Source organism: Methylomonas koyamae, assembly GCF_006483455.1.
GTDB lineage: Bacteria > Pseudomonadota > Gammaproteobacteria > Methylococcales > Methylomonadaceae > Methylomonas > Methylomonas koyamae_B.
In genome coordinates this window covers 42396-57374 of the sequence record NZ_PPPU01000012.1, presented here as the reverse complement: position 1 = coordinate 57374, position 14979 = coordinate 42396, and the positions used below count along the sequence as shown (strand labels likewise).

Sequence of the window (14979 nt, the reverse complement as noted above, 5' to 3'; positions counted from 1 at the left end):
GCGAATCTGCAATCGGGCGCCAAGACCGCCTCGTCCGCCGCCACGGCTGAACCGGAAACAGCGAACAAGCAAATTAGGAAAGGGATTAATGCGGATTTCATATCTAGGAACAGAAGATTGACCGATCTACCGCGCAGCAATCCGAACTCGAATAGCCGCGCGGCGAACAACAGAATTACCGGCAAATTTGCCGGCCGGAGCCGGCAAACGCCCGGTAACGCGAACTATTGATTGGAGATACGCAAAATAGAAGTGGGGGTGTGTACGCTACCATCCGCGTTTTGGCAATGGTATTCAAAGCTATAACTCTCGGTCGCGGCCACACCGGTATGCCAAACCAGGACGTTATACACCCCGTTGCCGCCCGGCATAGTGATGCCCGGACTATAAACCGTATTGGCACTACCGCCGACCGGATCGATGGTCGTGTAAGCGGCTTTATTGGCCGGTGCATCGGCTTTGACCACCGACATACCTACCAAGTTACCTCCAGAGCTAAGATCGCGAATCTGGAAAAACAGGTTGGCGGTCGCCGTGCCATCCGTCGCACTGGAACAAGTGACTTGGTAATAGTCGGTCGCGCTGAGGCCGGATGTCAAGGTCAAGCTGCCGTTCTGGGTGTGGGCAAACGCCTGCTCCGTTGCGACAGCACAGACCAACACCAAACCCATTTGCCAGGTTTTTTTACTCGTGATTTTTTGCATAAGAATTCCTGATGATATTTATAGCCAAACAAACCGCGATGCCAACATCGGACTGTCGTCGAAGCCCGCGGCAATTTGGGATTTTTTGTGAAAATTAATAACCCGCTTTACCTATCCGGCTGCGCCAACTGTTCCAGTTTGACCGAAGCCAAATCGCGCACTGCCTGATCCGCATCCCGTGCCGCCATTTGCAACAAAGTCTGGTCGGTTTCGATGTAGTCCAGCGCCATCAGCCGCAGTTCGGCGTTCCCGTTACGCAGGATCTGCGCCAGCGGTTGCATTACCGCTTCTTCGCCGTCGCGGCTGGCGATACCGCCAATGGCCTGCAACTTGACCCGGCTGTCGCTGTCGGCCAAGGCGTTTTGCAAAGCGGTCCGGATCGCAGCGTCGTCGCTTGAGGCGTTCAATCGGGCCAGTTCGCTAACCGCCTGCAGCCTTTCGCCGGTGTTTTTGCTCCGCGCCTGCTGCAACCAGGTGGCGATAGCCAGCTCCTTGGCCGGCGCTTCGGCCGCCGCGGCACTAACGCTCGACTGGCATTGGCTCGTCGCGGCCTGTTTCGCCGCGCCCAACGTAGAGCCCATAATCCAGATCTCGCTGGCCGCCGCCGTTTTGCCGGTCGCGAGCGGGAGATCGCGCACCGCCATGTTCACGGAATTGCCGAACAGGCATTTCAACAGCCCCGCCGCATCGACAGCCACGCAAGTCGCGGTCACCTCGGGCGCCGGCAACCAGGAGTAATGCAGCTTGCTGCCGGTACGTTCGGCAACCATATCCAACAAGCGCGGCAAGTCGGCATGCCGCGCATCCAGATGCCATTGGCCTGCGATACGCTCGACGACAACGCCGCTGTCAGTCGCCGCATGAACCGGATTGCCACACTCAATGATTGCCCACACGGCAAACCAACAATGCCAAGTTTTCACAAGGCTAGACAAATGCGGTGTCGGCAAATGCCGGAACACGCGGCCGTACCGCCGATTTAGTGCAACTATGCGCTTCATCCCCGAATCGGTATACCGGCAAAACCGCGATTTAAGCGACGATGGTTTTTTTGCGGCCGAATGCGCCGAAGCCGGCCAACACGCTACCCATCAGCCAAATGGCGCCAGGCACAGGCACCGGCTCGACCGCAGGACCGGCCACGGCCAACGAACCCGGCGACGCTTTGATCGTCAAATCGCTCAAAGCTTGTACATTGGTATACAAATCGTCCTTGTCGCCAGTCCAAGACCATGTAAAGCCCTCGGACAGTTTAGCCCCCAGCGGGGCACCAAGATGTCCGAAGATATCGCCGGAACTGCCGACCACAAATGCGATATAGGATCCCAAATCGAAATGCTCGCGGAGACCAGCATCAGATAGACCAACATTGTTCTGATCGAGATAACCGGTACGAGGCACCCCGAAGATATTGTTCGGATCGGTCGGACCGGTAACGGGGCCGTCGCCGAAGTAATTGAAATGGGTCAGGGTCCAATCCGCGCCTACGTCATCTTTTTTGTAGATGTATAGAGAAGCAATCCCGGCCGCATCATCGCCGTCGTCGGTATACACATCCAAAGATCCCGCCGTAGTGACGTCGAAGTGGTAAGCCAAAATGGTGTTGTTAATCAGCACACCGTCGGTGGCTGTACCGACACCGCCGCTCCAACTCAGGTCGGTTTCGGTGGCGATGTAAGGGTCGCCGGACACCGGAGTCGGCAATCCGTGCGCATTGGCCGTTCCGGCCGCCAAACCCAGCGCGAGCGCCGATATCTTCAAGCTATTGGTAAAACCCATGATGTTGATCTCCTTAATTGCATTGATGGAAACGCCGAACCGGCGCCAGCTCTTTGATCCGCGGCGCTCTGCCACCACGGCCAAAAATTCTTAGGTTAAGCCGCGGGCAAGCGGCGTTTGTTTAAACCCAATACACCGATCAGGCCACTGATCATCAGCCAAGCGGCTGCCGGCAGCGGTACCGGCGCAACCGAAGACACGGTAACGCTGACTTTATAGCCGCGGGCAGTTTCGTCGGCGTTCGGATCGAAGATATTGAACGCGCCAACGCATTGGTTTTGGTCGTAACAGCTGCCGCCGATTGCCAGCGTGTAATCGCCAGGCGTCAAAAAGAAATTGAGCAACGAGACGCTGGCTGCGGAACCATTGACGGAACCGGCATGAGCCAAGTATTCGATGGTAGCGACATCGCCGTTGTCATTGCCCATGGTTGTATCCGCCAGCGCTCGCCAAGCCCCTTCCTTACCGAATTGCGGATCGCCGGGCTGCACACCGGCAGTAGCACCATCGTGAGCTTCGTCGGGCACTAAGCCGCGGTATAAAGAAAACCCCGGCTTTAAGTCGCCCAAGCGCGACGGGTTGTTCGGATCGTTATTGACGTATTGGTTGATGCCGTCGCTGGCGACGTTAATACTTACCCAAACACCTGCCGGCTGGCTAACGCTGAAGCGAATCCAAGAACCCATATGACTGTCACCCCAGTCCACATCGGTAGCGTCACCCCAACCAAAATTGCCTTTCAGGACGTCGCCGCCGCTGTAGGTCGTTGATGTCGCAGTGCTGGTGACTTGGGTAGTCACGTTATTGAACAAATCGTAATAATTCACATGAGCCGATGCCGATTGGAACGGCAGCATGACGGTAGCAATAACGGGTACGACCTTGAATAACTGGTGCTTCATAGCAATCCTCAAACGTTTAGTAGAACGGTTACAGACAAGCCTCGACCACCGGCCTGCAGAATCCAATGGATTACAGCAAAACCCGCGCCACAATCTGGAACTACGCCGCCGACATATCGAACGGCCATACTCAGCCGACACCACGCAATCCGCCGAAGCCGCTAAAACCAAGCGTTGCGGCGCCACCATCCCGTCGAACGTTAAACCGCGCCGCGTTTAATCAGCCGCCAAACACCTCTAGTCCAACCTTAGGATTAGGAAGGAATTTCACGATTTAAAAATTAAACTATGTTATATAAATCATTGTTTTTGTGAAATAACACTATTTAATTTCCAGGTCTCGCCCCGGAATTCCTGGCTGTCCGCCGAAAAAACTCAGCTTTATCCGCAAAACCGGGAAGCAATCCGCAATCTGCGCAAAAAATATCAAATTGATTTCAATAAGTTATAAAAAATTGCGCCAAATCACACACTTTTCGGCCGGTACGCAGCAGCCGCCTCAAACTCGTCTAGCCGACCCGACCAGCCATCTATACCGCCAACCATTTGATTTATAAAGGCGTTGTCAACATTGCAAATCGAGCTGGCACGAATATTGTTGATGGGCTTTTGCTCGTCGATGTCGGCAACACTCGGGATTTCCGAACAGATAGTCCCGACTCGAAGACAACACGTCCGAAGCTGAGCGACGGACACAACAGCAGGAAGTTATTGAATCGGATCGAGCTTGGCTAATTGCCGCAGTAAGGGTGATCGCCGGGCTATGGGGGAGGCCGCTTCGTTAGCACCGTCTTTACAAAAACGATAATTCTGAGGACAGAAAATGGTATTGCAAAAAAAACTGGTAGTAGCACTGTTAACCGGCGGCATGGCGGGTATTTCCGGCCAAGCGTTCGCTCACTGGAGTTCCGGCCCTTTCCTGTATAACGATGCCGGCACCAACCCAATGAATCTGGCTAATAGCAACTTGGCCGCCGGCGTAGCAAACAACGGTACCGGCGCCAATGCAGCCGGCACTTTCGGTACCAATACCGCTACCGGCACCAGCTACGGCACCTATACCCAAACTCGCGCGGTTTCTTCCGACTACGGCTGGATCCAAGGCCAAGACAATAGCCTGTGGGCCAATAGCCACGACAACAAAGGCTTGGCGTTTTCTCTAGCCAATACCTCTCGCGTTACATTCACTGTGACAACGCTGGGTACAGCCGCTAGCACCGTACAAACTCAAGCTACAGGCGGCAGCACAGTGACCACCTTGAGCGGTCAAGACTGGAACCCGGCATTTTCCATTTTTAAAGGCTTGGCTCCGCAGTCATCTCACGAAGGCGGGATTGGCAACACCGCACTGGCCCAGCGTCTTCCAGGATATGTTGCATGGGGGCCCTACGCATCAGTTCAGCCCTATACCGCGGCAACGGATGCTACCTATGAAACAACAACCGGCAATACTTATACCGGTTCCGGCACATGGGGTGCATATCGTTCAAACGCCGACTGGACTGGCGGAAGAGATATTAGCGCGACCGCAACATACGGTAATGGCAAGTCGATTGGCACGTCACAAGTGCTCGGCGAAGGTAATGTCTCAACCTTGAAATATATCGACTCTGCGGCGTCAGCCGCTGGCAGCCATACGGTCACATGGAGCGGCATCTTAGGCCCCGGTGACTACAGTCTTTGGGTAGGCGGCACCAACGCAGCACATGCCCTTGAACAACAAGCCAACTACCAAGGCCTACAGGCAGCGCATACCGCGGACGATGCCGCAATCGCTGCGGCAAACACCGCTTATACAAACTACATATCGACTGCTCCAGCCATCGTAGCAGCACAAGCAGCTTACGACGCGGCTATCGCAAGCCATACGACAACAGCCGCTGAAAAAGCAGCCGCTAAAGCCGCACTGGACGCCGCTTTAGCAGCTGATCCGGCCGCAGTTGCTTTAAAAGATGCTTACAACGTAGCACGGACTAACGTTACAAAATACGAAAACTTGGTGGCTACATTGCGTAGTCCTTACGGCTTCACCATCGAAACCACCGTCGCTGCGGTGCCGGTACCGGGCGCAGTCTGGTTGTTCGGCAGCGCCATGGCCGGCCTGATTGGCGCCAGCCGTCGCAAACAACAACTGGCTTAAACTAAGCTGGACGCTCGACGCCGGATTGCGTCGAGCCAACGGAGCAAGGACGCTCCGCATCTCTCCTCTGCCGCTTCTGTGCGGCCGCATCGCCTATCCGTAACGCCTCGGACACGGCTACCTGACAACTTAACGTTCCGCGACACCCCGAGATTCCGGGAAGTAGCTAGCGTTAACCGTATCTCTGCCCCCCAGACGGTTTAAAGATCACCGCTACCGACAACCGGCCGCCGTTCACAAATCAGCCAATACCGCCAGCGCGTCCTGAATGTTGCTCACCGCATGGATTTCCAGATGTTTGACGCCATCCTTCGGCTTATTGCTTTTCGGAATGATGGCTTTTTTGAAACCGTGTTTGGCAGCTTCATTGAGACGGGCATGGCCGTTGGCGACCGGGCGAATCTCGCCGTTCAAGCCCACTTCGCCGAAAAACACCGTATCGTAAGGAATGATCCGGTCTCTAAGACTGGATACGACACCGACCAGGATGGCCAGATCGGTACTGGTTTCGCTGACTTTGATACCGCCGACCACGTTGGCGTAAATCTCGTCGTTGCCGGTGAAGATACCGCCGTGGCGCGATAACACCGCCAGCAGCATCGCCAGCCGGTTTTGATCCAGACCCACCGCCAACCGGCGCGGATTGCCGTACTGGCTTTCGGTGACCAGAGCCTGGATTTCCACCAGCAAGGGCCGGGTGCCTTCCCACAACACCGTCACCACGCTACCCGGCGACGGCTTTTCCGCGCGCGACAAAAACATCGCCGACGGGTTTTTCACTTCCTTCAAGCCGCTGCTTTCCATCGCGAAAAAACCCAGCTCGCCGACGCTGCCGAAGCGATTCTTGTCGGCGCGCAACACCCGAAACCGCGAATCGTCGGTCGAAGACAGCACCACCTGGGCGTCGACGATGTGGCTCAAGGTCATCGGCCCGGCCAGCGACTGGTCCTTGGTGACGTGGCCGACCATAAAAAACGACACGCCGGTGCGCTTGGCGTACTGAGTCAAAAAACTGGCCGACTCCCGCACCTGCGACACCGAACCCGGCGCCGAATCGGAATCCGCCGTGTACATGACTTGGATCGAATCGATGATGACGACTTGCGGCTGCTCTTCATCGAGCAGCTGGCAAATCTGCTGCACCGAGGTTTCGGCCAGCATCTTGATGCCGGCCGTATTCAATTGCAGGCGGTGGGCGCGCTCGGCAATCTGCTGTAAGGATTCCTCGCCGGAAACATAAAGAACCGGCAATTGCCGGGCGATATGGGCGATGGCCTGCAACAAAATCGTACTCTTGCCGGCGCCCGGTGCACCGCCGATCAACACCACGCTGCCCTTGACGATACCGCCGCCCAATACCCGGTCGAACTCGGCCAAGCCGGTAGAAATGCGCTCGGCCTGAGCCAGATTGACCTCCGACAGCAACTGCACCGCACTGCGGCTGCCGGCGTAACCGGAACGCTCCCGCTCCGTTTTACCGCCGCCCAGTTTGACCTCTTTGATCGTATTCCAGGCGCCGCATTGGTTGCATTGCCCCGACCACCCCGGATAATCCGCGCCGCATTCGGTACAGACGTACGCCGACTTTTGTTTTTTTGCCATGCCGTATCGACTCGAATCAGTAGAACACCCGGAACAAGCGCTGAATCTGCTCGAACTCGTACAAGTAAGGCCGCGCCACGTCGCGGTTGGCGGCGACGACGACCAGATCGTGGGAGAACACCGAGGTGTTGTACCAGTTGAAGCTGCCTTCGATGACGATGTATTCGTCGATCACGCAATACTTGCAATGGATCGGCGAGTACGGCACCGGTAAATCGTCTTGGCCGTAGACCAGGCCGACGCGGATGCCGGCGTCTTTCAGGCGTTGAATCGCCGGCAGCAAGGGCCGCGCCAGTTCCTCCGCCATCGGCCGTTCGACCCCGATCTTGCCCTGCCGCGCCAAATGGCCGTTGAACAGCAACTGCACGTCCACCCCGCGGTCGCGGGCCTGGATCAAGGCGGTAATGACGCTATCGTTGTGGTCGCCGAGCAGATCGCCGATCAAAAACAGGCACAGCTTCAACGAGCGGCGGGCGCGGTGAATTTCGGCCAAAATCGCATGATGCGGCCTATACACCTTGCCGTTAGCCATGGTTTGCCGGCCGAAGGTGTAGAGCAGGTTGAACGGGCTGAGCGGATCGATACCGTATTTCTGGATCACACCGCCGCGCTGGCTTTGGAAGATGTTGTCCAGCAAGCGGCACACGCCCTGGGAATGGAAGCTCATGCCCGATTCCCAGTTGGCCCACCAGCGGTCGAAGGTAATGTTGAACGAACCGATGATCGCGTCCTCGTCGTTAAAGATGACGAATTTGGTATGCATGTCCGGCTCGACTTCGATCAAGTGGTGCTTCGGCGTGCAGAACACGCCAACCAACTCGATGCCGGAACGTTTCAACCGGGCGTAGTTCTGGCTGTTGGTCAAGGTCATCTTGCGCCAGTCGACGATGCATTGCACCAGTACGCCCTGGTGGCTGGCATGGATCAGGTGATTGATGAAGTCGTTGTCGTCGATGCAGTCCACGCTGACCTTGATCGTGCACAGGCGATCGGGTTGTGCCCGTTTGGCGGCGATGGTTTTGTCGATATGGTCGTGGATGAAGCGCTTCGGGTGGTAGGGATGGTGCTGCTGACCCTTGGTGAATTTTGGCGTCAGGTGCAGCGAGTCGAAATGGCGGTTGTACCAGTCCACGTCGGCCTGCAATTTGCCGGGATCGACCTCATGCGTGCGGTAGTGGTTGGCAGTCGCCCATTGTTCGCCGATATGCCGTTGCGCCGGCTGATTGTCCTGCAATTGCGGCGCGTCCATGAAGATGTACTCGTGCCGAGACGCTATAGAATGTTCGCCAAGGTGGACGATGAACGCAAACTTGATGCAATGGATCCGGCCGAACTGGGCCGAATACGGCATCACGTAAAAGTCGCGGGTCGAACGCTTGTGCCGATCCCACTCGACGTCGTAGGCATCGGTGTCGACCACGTAAGTTTCGCAGATCGCATCGCGGAATACCTTCAGCACCACCTTCAGGTTGGCGGTGACGCCATGGTTCAACTCGAAATCGATCTTGCCCCAACGAACGTCGAAGATTTCCCTAAAATCGTTGCTGCGTTGAAAACAGCCCCCCAATTTGCCGAATACCGGCTTGGCGTAATGTTCTGCTACTTGCATATTCGCTCGCCTAATCGCACAGGTTAAAATCCATACTCGAGCCTGGAACCGGTTACAGCGGCTCGAACTCCAGCAGATAGCCGCAATGGTCGGAAACCCGGCCGTAATCCTGCTCGGTGAAGACTACCCGCGCCGAAGTCGCCCGCAATCCGCTATCTTTGTTCATAAACACATAATCGATCCGGTAGTCGTCCGCCAGCCGGTCGCGCCAGTGGGCATCGTCCACCCGGAAGATCTGTTGAAACAAGGCCGGTGCGTTGGCCGCCAGATATTGGTCTTCGTAGCGGTGGCCGTCGACGACCAAGCCATAGCCTAACGAACCCGCCGCGATATTGAAATCGCCGCATAACAAAGTGGCCGCCACCTCGGCGCCGCGCCGGCCGTCGGCCCATTCCGACAAGCGTTGAAATTGGTCGCGAAAACCGTCTTCCCACCAGCTCAAATGGGCGGAGAACACGTCGATGGTGCCGATGTAAGGTACGTCGATGCTGGCCGCCACCACTTTGCGGGAATGGATGCTATAGGCATCGCTGCTGTCGGAAACGTAGCGCGCCTCCTGGCGCTCGAACGGATAGCGGCTCAGGATCGCCACGCCCTCCCGGTATTTGTCGAACCCCAGATGGGACCAATCGCTATACAAATGAAACGGCTGCTTCAAACGCCGGTTGATGATATTGGCGGAATTGGAGGCCCAGTCGCCGCGACCGTCGTTCCAATGTTCCGCCACTTCCTGCAAACACACCAGGTCGGCGCCCAGTTCGTCCACCGCTTTCGCGATTTGCCAGAACTTCCGATCCTGATCGTCCTCCTGGTAACAGTGCAGATTCAGAATCATCACTTTCAGCGGCGCCCGGCTCAGCCGGTAGTTTTGTCCGGCATTGTTATCCCAGAAGGTCTGCTCCTTACCTTCGCAGCAGATGCTGTACTGCACCCGGAACGCGCCGTCGAGTTTGAGATTGGTGCTCCAATGCTGTACCGGATGCAGCCCGGCATAACCGCTACGGGTGGCGGAGCGCCTGCCGGATTGCAGCCGGCAGCTGGTTTTGTGGACGTGGTGCCAATCGTCCAGCGTCCAATGGACCGTCACCTTTTCTGCCGCCAAACCGGCATCGACGGCCAATTTAAGCGGAATGCTGCGTTGCGACGCGCTAAGTCCCTGCAACGGGCTCAAATTCAGTACCGGCACCAGACCGGTCGTGCGTCCACCGCTGCCGGCTGCGCAAAAATAACCCTGACAGCCGTCGTTGTTGTCCCAATATTCGCGGCCCTCATGCTGTAAGCGTAAGGAGAAACGGATATCGCCGGGCAAATCGGCCTTGGCCTGACACTGAAACCTCAGCTCGGCGCGCCAGTATTCGCTACCGTCGCCGGCAGTGATGCAATAGTCAGCCAACACCGTGCGCCGCACGCCGTCTTCGCCGGCCCAATGCACTTCGACGGTCTTACCGTAACCGAGATTGGCCACCCGCATGAAAAACTGCAAGATCTGGCTGCTGGCAGCGGCTTTACCGCTAACGATGTTGCCGACATACAGTAACTGGATGTTATCCATGATCCCTCCCGTGAGCTGAACGGCACGGCAATAGCACGCACCGGTTTGGCTTGGTGGCCGGCCGCCTAGGCGGCATACTGGCGAAAATCGATCTCCGGAAAAATATCGTCCATGATCTCCAGCGCTGTCAAATAGCGTTCGTCGATCCGGTTTTTACGAATCGAGTCGTGCAGATAATTGAAGCGCGCCAGATGGTCGGTGATGCGTTTCCGCGCGTAATCGATGGTGGTACCGGCTTTCATGATGAACGGCCAATCCGAAGCCTGCGCCAGCAACAAGGAGCGCGCGGCCTGGTTCAGCGCCCGGCGTTGCAAGTCGCTGACCTGCAAGCCGCGCAAGTCGCCCGCCAACTTTTCCATTTCGGCGGCCGCCTTATGCAACAACGGATAAATCCAATCGTTGCTTTCGTTCAACCAGAATTCCGAATAGCCGTGCTCGCCCCAACTCGATGCGGCAGGTACCGCCGGCTGGCACGGCAAGCCCAATTGCAGATAATCGCTGCAACCGACGGTTTGCAAACCGCTGTCCGCGCCGGCTGCCAAACGCAATACCTGTTCCAGCCACAACGGCCCCTCGAACCACCAATGGCCGAACAATTCGGCATCGTAAGGCGCGACAACGATAGGCGCTTGTTGCATTTCCGCGGCCAAGGCGTCGATCTGCCGCCGGCGGCTGGCGATGAAATCTTCGGCGTGGCGGCGTAGTTTCAACTTGGCCAATTCCGGCTGATAAGCCTGTTTGGGCTGTTTGCCGCCGGTGATCCGGTAGTATTTGATGCCGGTATTGATCCGGGTCTCGCCGTCCAGGATGTAGGGCGCGATATATTCCAATGGCAGATCGAAACCGATGTCCCGGTAATATTCGCGGTAGTCGCCGTCGCCAGGATAGCCGGACTCGGCGCTCCAAACCTGGTGCGACGCGGCCGGGTCGCGGCCGAATCCGGCCACTCCGCCGCAATCGATCGGCGCATACACGCCGAACGGCGGCCGACGATCGGCATTGAGCAGCGCATGGCTTTCCAGAAAAAAATACTCGATACCGGCGGCCTTCAGGGTCTGCTCCAGACCGGGGTAATAGCCGCACTCCGGCAGCCAAAATCCGCGCGGGGCAAAACCGAATTGAGCCTGAAAGCTGTCGATGCCGACGCCGATTTGATTGCGGACCGAGACGGGATTGACGTCCAACAACGGCAGATAGCCGTGGGTCGCCGCGGTAGTGATCAACTCCAGCCGGCCGCTGCTTTGGTGGCGCTGAAATGCAGCCAGCAGATCGCAGTGGTAGCGCTGCTGGTAATCGTACAGATTGTCGTGAAACAGTTGCAGGTAATGTTGCGCCAGCGCATGAAACTGCGGCAAGCGCCGGGTACGCTCCACCTCGCGCTCGGCCAGCTCCACCCGTCCCCGCAGATAACGCAAAAACCGGTTTTGCAACAACGGATCGCGCAACATCGCCATCAGCGTCGGCGATAACGACAGGGTCAGCCGGTAGGCTACCCGGTCGTAACGCAACCGCTCGAACATGGCCAATAGCGGCAGATAACACTCGCTGATCGCCTCGAACAGCCAGTTTTCTTCAAAAAAACTGTCGTGCTCGGGGTGGTGCACGTACGGCAAATGCGCGTGCAGAACAATTGCCAGATAGCCGTTATTCATGGTCGCAACCCGCCAATGCCGCCGATCCGGCAGGCGAACCGGCGGAGACCGGCAACACGAACTGGGCGATGACCGGCGCCAGCCAGGTCGCCGCACTCGCGGTTTCGGCGACAGCCGCCGGATTGGAATAGGCCAAGGCGGTAAACTCCTTATACTGGTCCAGATGACCGATAGCCGCCTGGTAATAGCCGGCGGAATTCGACAATGGCTCGGGTAACGCGATTTGCTGCTGACTGCTCTGGCCGGACACCGGCAGGTCGAACCACTCGGGCCGGTTTTCGGTTTGCTCCGGCAAATCAGCCTTCGCTTCCGGTTGCCGGTAAATCCGTAGGGTCAATCCGGTTTCGCTCGTTGCCGGCAGTTGCGGCTGAGCATCGGTCCGGGCTTGCCGCGCGGGTTCCGGCAATTGCCAATAGGCGTGCAGCCGGCGCGGATCCACCGGCAACAGCACCAAGCTGGGCGCCCCCGGTGCGCGCATATCGGCCCGCGGCGCGAATTCGCGGCTGATTTGCTGGCTGATGCCAAACAGCTCTTGCGGCGAAAACCCGGAGGTGGCGGCCCGACCGCCGGCCCTGAACCGCCGCGGGGCAAAAGTGCGGCTGATCTCCAGGCTGATATCCCGCATCTCCTCGGCAGATAGCTGCAAGCGAGACTGGGATGTGGACCGGGAAGAAGCCATTGGCAATGTTAAAGATATGGTTTGGCGGAAGGTTAAGCGCAGGCCGATGCTGCCGGCTGATTCAGCCCTCCGCAATGGCACGCTAATAGACTCTACCCGTTGTCGATTATTTACGCAAGGCGTAGGCCTGTGCCTACGATATGCAGTAAAATCAAGGCATCCAAGTTTTTCGGCAAAGGGCATGCGCGAATCATACAGTTTAAAGTCAGGGAGTCCCTATCCGCACGGCGCCAAAGTCAGCGAAGGCGGCGTGAATTTTTCCATCTCCAGCCGGCATGCCACAGAGGTCGAATTGTTGCTGTTCGCCAGCAACGATAGTCCGGAACCGTTTCAAGTCATTGCGCTACACAAAGACAAACACCACACTTTTTTTTCCTGGCACGTATTCGTCGAAGGCTTGCCGACCGGCACTTGGTACGCTTGGCGTATCGACGGGCCGAGCAATACTCGCGAGTCCGGCTTGCGCTTCGACAAGGACAAGTTGTTGCTGGACCCTTGGGCACGCGCGGTTAGCGACAAACTCTGGCAACGCGCCGCCGCCTGCCTGCCCGGCGACAACAGCGCCCATGCGATGCGCGCGGTGGTGGTGGACGACCGCTACGACTGGGAAGGCGATACCCCGCTGGCGATCCGCAGCGAGAAAGCCATCATTTACGAATTGCACGTCGGCGGTTTCACTCGCCATCCGTCCGCCAAAGTCAAGCATCCGGGCAGCTTTGCCGGCCTGATCGAAAAAATCCCTTACTTGTCCAAACTGGGCATCACCCACGTCGAGTTGCTGCCGGTGATGGCCTTTGACGAGCAGGACGTTCCGCCGCACACCTCGGATTTGGGCCTGAAAAACTACTGGGGTTACAGCACCCACAGTTTTTTCAGCCCGCATCCCGGCTACTGCGTAACGCCGGAACAGGGCACGCACATCCGCGAGTTCCGCGACTTGGTCAAGGCTTTACACAAAGCCGGCATCGGCGTGATCATGGACGTTGTGTTCAACCACACCTCGGAAGCCGGCGCCGATGGACCGGTGATCAACTTCAAAGGCATCACCGGTAACAGCTTTTATCTGACCGACAAGCACGACAAACGCATTTTTCACGATTACACCGGCTGCGGCAACACCGTCAACGCCAACCATCCGCTGGTCACCAACTTCATTATCAGTTGCCTGGAGTATTGGGTCAGAGAAATGCACGTGGACGGCTTCCGCTTCGACCTCGCCAGCGCACTGGCCCGCGGCGAAGATGGCAGCGTATTGCAGGACCCGCCGCTGGTCTGGGGCATCGAATTGTCGGAACAATTGGCCAGAACCAAACTGATCGCCGAAGCCTGGGACGCCTCCGGCCTGTACCAGGTCGGCAACTTCCCCGGTTACCGCTGGGGCGAATGGAACGGCCGTTACCGCGACGTGATCCGCCGTTTCGTGCGCGGCGACACCGGCATCATCAGCGAGGTCGCCACCCGCATTTGCGGCAGCAGCGACCTTTACCAGCACCAACACCGGTTGCCGATCAGCGGGATTAATTTCGTCACCTGCCACGACGGTTTTACGCTGAACGACCTGTTCAGTTACAACGAAAAACACAATGCCGCCAACGGCGAAAACAACCGCGACGGCTGCAATAACAATTTGAGCAGCAATTGCGGCACCGAAGGCCCAACCCGCGATCCGGCTATCCTGGCGCTGCGCCGCAAACGCGTAAAAAACACCTTTGCCATTCTGCTGTTGAGCCACGGCGTACCGATGCTGCTGGCCGGCGACGAAATCCTGCACACGCAACAGGGCAACAACAACTGCTATTGCCAGGACAACGAACTCAGCTGGCTGAATTGGGAGAAAGCCAAGGAAAATGCCGACATTCTGCATTTCGTACAGTTGATGATTCGCTTGCGCAAACGCCACGTTTCGCTGATGCGCCGGCGGTTTCTGAGCGGGGAGATTTTGGAAGAACGCGGTATGCCCGATATCGTCTGGCACGGCCTGGAGGTTGGCCAGCCTCCGCGTTGGGACGATCGGGAAGCGCGTGTGCTGGCATTTACGTTAACGGCTTTGGCTAAGGATGAGTCCGACTTGCACGTGATACTGAACATGTCGGATCAACGGCTGGCGATGGAGTTACCGTCCATTCCGGAACGGACTTGGCGGCTGGCGGTGGACACCGCGCAAAAACCGGGGCGCGACATTTTCGAACCGGCCGAACAAAAACCGGTCGCAGGCAACCGTTACTGGGTAGACAGCGACTCGGTGGTCGTATTCGAAAACGGCCAACCGGAACCGGGCGACGGCGATAGCCTGTCTAAACGCTCCGCCCAACTTTTCAGCAAATTCACCGGTATTAAACTGGCCGATACTGCGGCCTGAG

Annotated in this window: 11 protein-coding genes; 2 read left to right on the top strand and 9 right to left on the bottom strand. The window is 57.4% G+C overall.

The genetic code is table 11. From position 1 onward, the window contains the following. Positions 1 to 224: 224 nt before the first annotated feature. From C2U68_RS06210 to C2U68_RS06195, 4 genes are all read right to left on the bottom strand, one after another. Positions 225 to 704, bottom strand: a complete 480-nt coding sequence (locus C2U68_RS06210; protein WP_140911653.1) for a hypothetical protein — start codon at positions 702 to 704, stop codon at positions 225 to 227. Positions 705 to 811: 107 nt separating this feature from the next. Continuing rightward, a complete protein-coding gene (locus C2U68_RS06205) occupies positions 812 to 1600 on the bottom strand; it encodes a hypothetical protein (protein ID WP_140911652.1) in 789 nt (262 codons plus the stop codon). A 136-nt stretch (positions 1601 to 1736) separates the two neighbouring features. Next, positions 1737 to 2483: a hypothetical protein gene (locus tag C2U68_RS06200; RefSeq protein ID WP_140911651.1), complete on the bottom strand. Its 747-nt coding sequence runs from the start codon at positions 2481 to 2483 to the stop codon at positions 1737 to 1739. A gap of 95 nt (positions 2484 to 2578) precedes the next feature. Beyond that, entirely contained in the window at positions 2579 to 3385 is an 807-nt protein-coding gene (locus tag C2U68_RS06195) for a VPLPA-CTERM sorting domain-containing protein (protein WP_140911650.1), read from the bottom strand. Between the two features lie 823 nt (positions 3386 to 4208). Between C2U68_RS06195 and C2U68_RS21535 the strand changes: the two genes are divergently transcribed. Beyond that, positions 4209 to 5525 carry a hypothetical protein gene (locus tag C2U68_RS21535; RefSeq protein ID WP_260839237.1) on the top strand — a complete coding sequence of 439 codons (1317 nt, stop codon included), beginning with the start codon at positions 4209 to 4211 and terminating at the stop codon, positions 5523 to 5525. Positions 5526 to 5759: 234 nt separating this feature from the next. Here the strand turns inward: C2U68_RS21535 and radA are convergent, their stop codons facing one another. The 5 genes from radA to C2U68_RS06165 form a co-directional block, all read right to left on the bottom strand. After that, positions 5760 to 7127 carry a DNA repair protein RadA gene (gene radA / locus C2U68_RS06185; protein WP_140911649.1) on the bottom strand — a complete coding sequence of 456 codons (1368 nt, stop codon included), beginning with the start codon at positions 7125 to 7127 and terminating at the stop codon, positions 5760 to 5762. 16 nt (positions 7128 to 7143) lie between these two features. Then, positions 7144 to 8736, bottom strand: a complete 1593-nt coding sequence (locus C2U68_RS06180; RefSeq protein ID WP_140911648.1) for a phospholipase D-like domain-containing protein — start codon at positions 8734 to 8736, stop codon at positions 7144 to 7146. A 52-nt stretch (positions 8737 to 8788) separates the two neighbouring features. Beyond that, positions 8789 to 10288, bottom strand: a complete 1500-nt coding sequence (locus tag C2U68_RS06175) for an endonuclease/exonuclease/phosphatase family protein (RefSeq protein ID WP_140911647.1) — start codon at positions 10286 to 10288, stop codon at positions 8789 to 8791. A gap of 65 nt (positions 10289 to 10353) precedes the next feature. Continuing rightward, positions 10354 to 11940 (bottom strand): glycoside hydrolase family 57 protein, encoded by a 1587-nt coding sequence (locus C2U68_RS06170; protein WP_140911646.1) that lies wholly within the window; start codon positions 11938 to 11940, stop codon positions 10354 to 10356. Next, complete coding sequence (locus C2U68_RS06165) at positions 11933 to 12586, bottom strand: DUF4912 domain-containing protein (RefSeq protein ID WP_186289510.1); 654 nt, start codon at positions 12584 to 12586, stop codon at positions 11933 to 11935. The genes C2U68_RS06170 and C2U68_RS06165 overlap by 8 nt, the downstream gene beginning before the upstream one ends. Before the next feature lie 214 nt (positions 12587 to 12800). Here C2U68_RS06165 and glgX point away from each other — a divergent pair, with 214 nt between their 5' ends. Continuing rightward, positions 12801 to 14978 carry a glycogen debranching protein GlgX gene (gene glgX / locus C2U68_RS06160; RefSeq protein WP_140911644.1) on the top strand — a complete coding sequence of 726 codons (2178 nt, stop codon included), beginning with the start codon at positions 12801 to 12803 and terminating at the stop codon, positions 14976 to 14978. Position 14979: the final 1 nt, after the last annotated feature.

Excerpts from the sequence above, each read along its gene's own strand:
- C2U68_RS06210 (WP_140911653.1), bottom strand. The coding sequence starts at position 704 with ATGCAAAAAATCACGAGTAAAAAAACCTGGCAAATGGGTTTGGTGTTG.
- C2U68_RS06200 (WP_140911651.1), bottom strand. The coding sequence starts at position 2,483 with ATGGGTTTTACCAATAGCTTGAAGATATCGGCGCTCGCGCTGGGTTTG.
- C2U68_RS06195 (WP_140911650.1), bottom strand. The coding sequence starts at position 3,385 with ATGAAGCACCAGTTATTCAAGGTCGTACCCGTTATTGCTACCGTCATG.
- C2U68_RS21535 (WP_260839237.1), top strand. The coding sequence starts at position 4,209 with ATGGTATTGCAAAAAAAACTGGTAGTAGCACTGTTAACCGGCGGCATG.
- radA (WP_140911649.1), bottom strand. The coding sequence starts at position 7,127 with ATGGCAAAAAAACAAAAGTCGGCGTACGTCTGTACCGAATGCGGCGCG.
- C2U68_RS06180 (WP_140911648.1), bottom strand. The coding sequence starts at position 8,736 with ATGCAAGTAGCAGAACATTACGCCAAGCCGGTATTCGGCAAATTGGGG.
- C2U68_RS06175 (WP_140911647.1), bottom strand. The coding sequence starts at position 10,288 with ATGGATAACATCCAGTTACTGTATGTCGGCAACATCGTTAGCGGTAAA.
- C2U68_RS06170 (WP_140911646.1), bottom strand. The coding sequence starts at position 11,940 with ATGAATAACGGCTATCTGGCAATTGTTCTGCACGCGCATTTGCCGTAC.
- glgX (WP_140911644.1), top strand. The coding sequence starts at position 12,801 with ATGCGCGAATCATACAGTTTAAAGTCAGGGAGTCCCTATCCGCACGGC.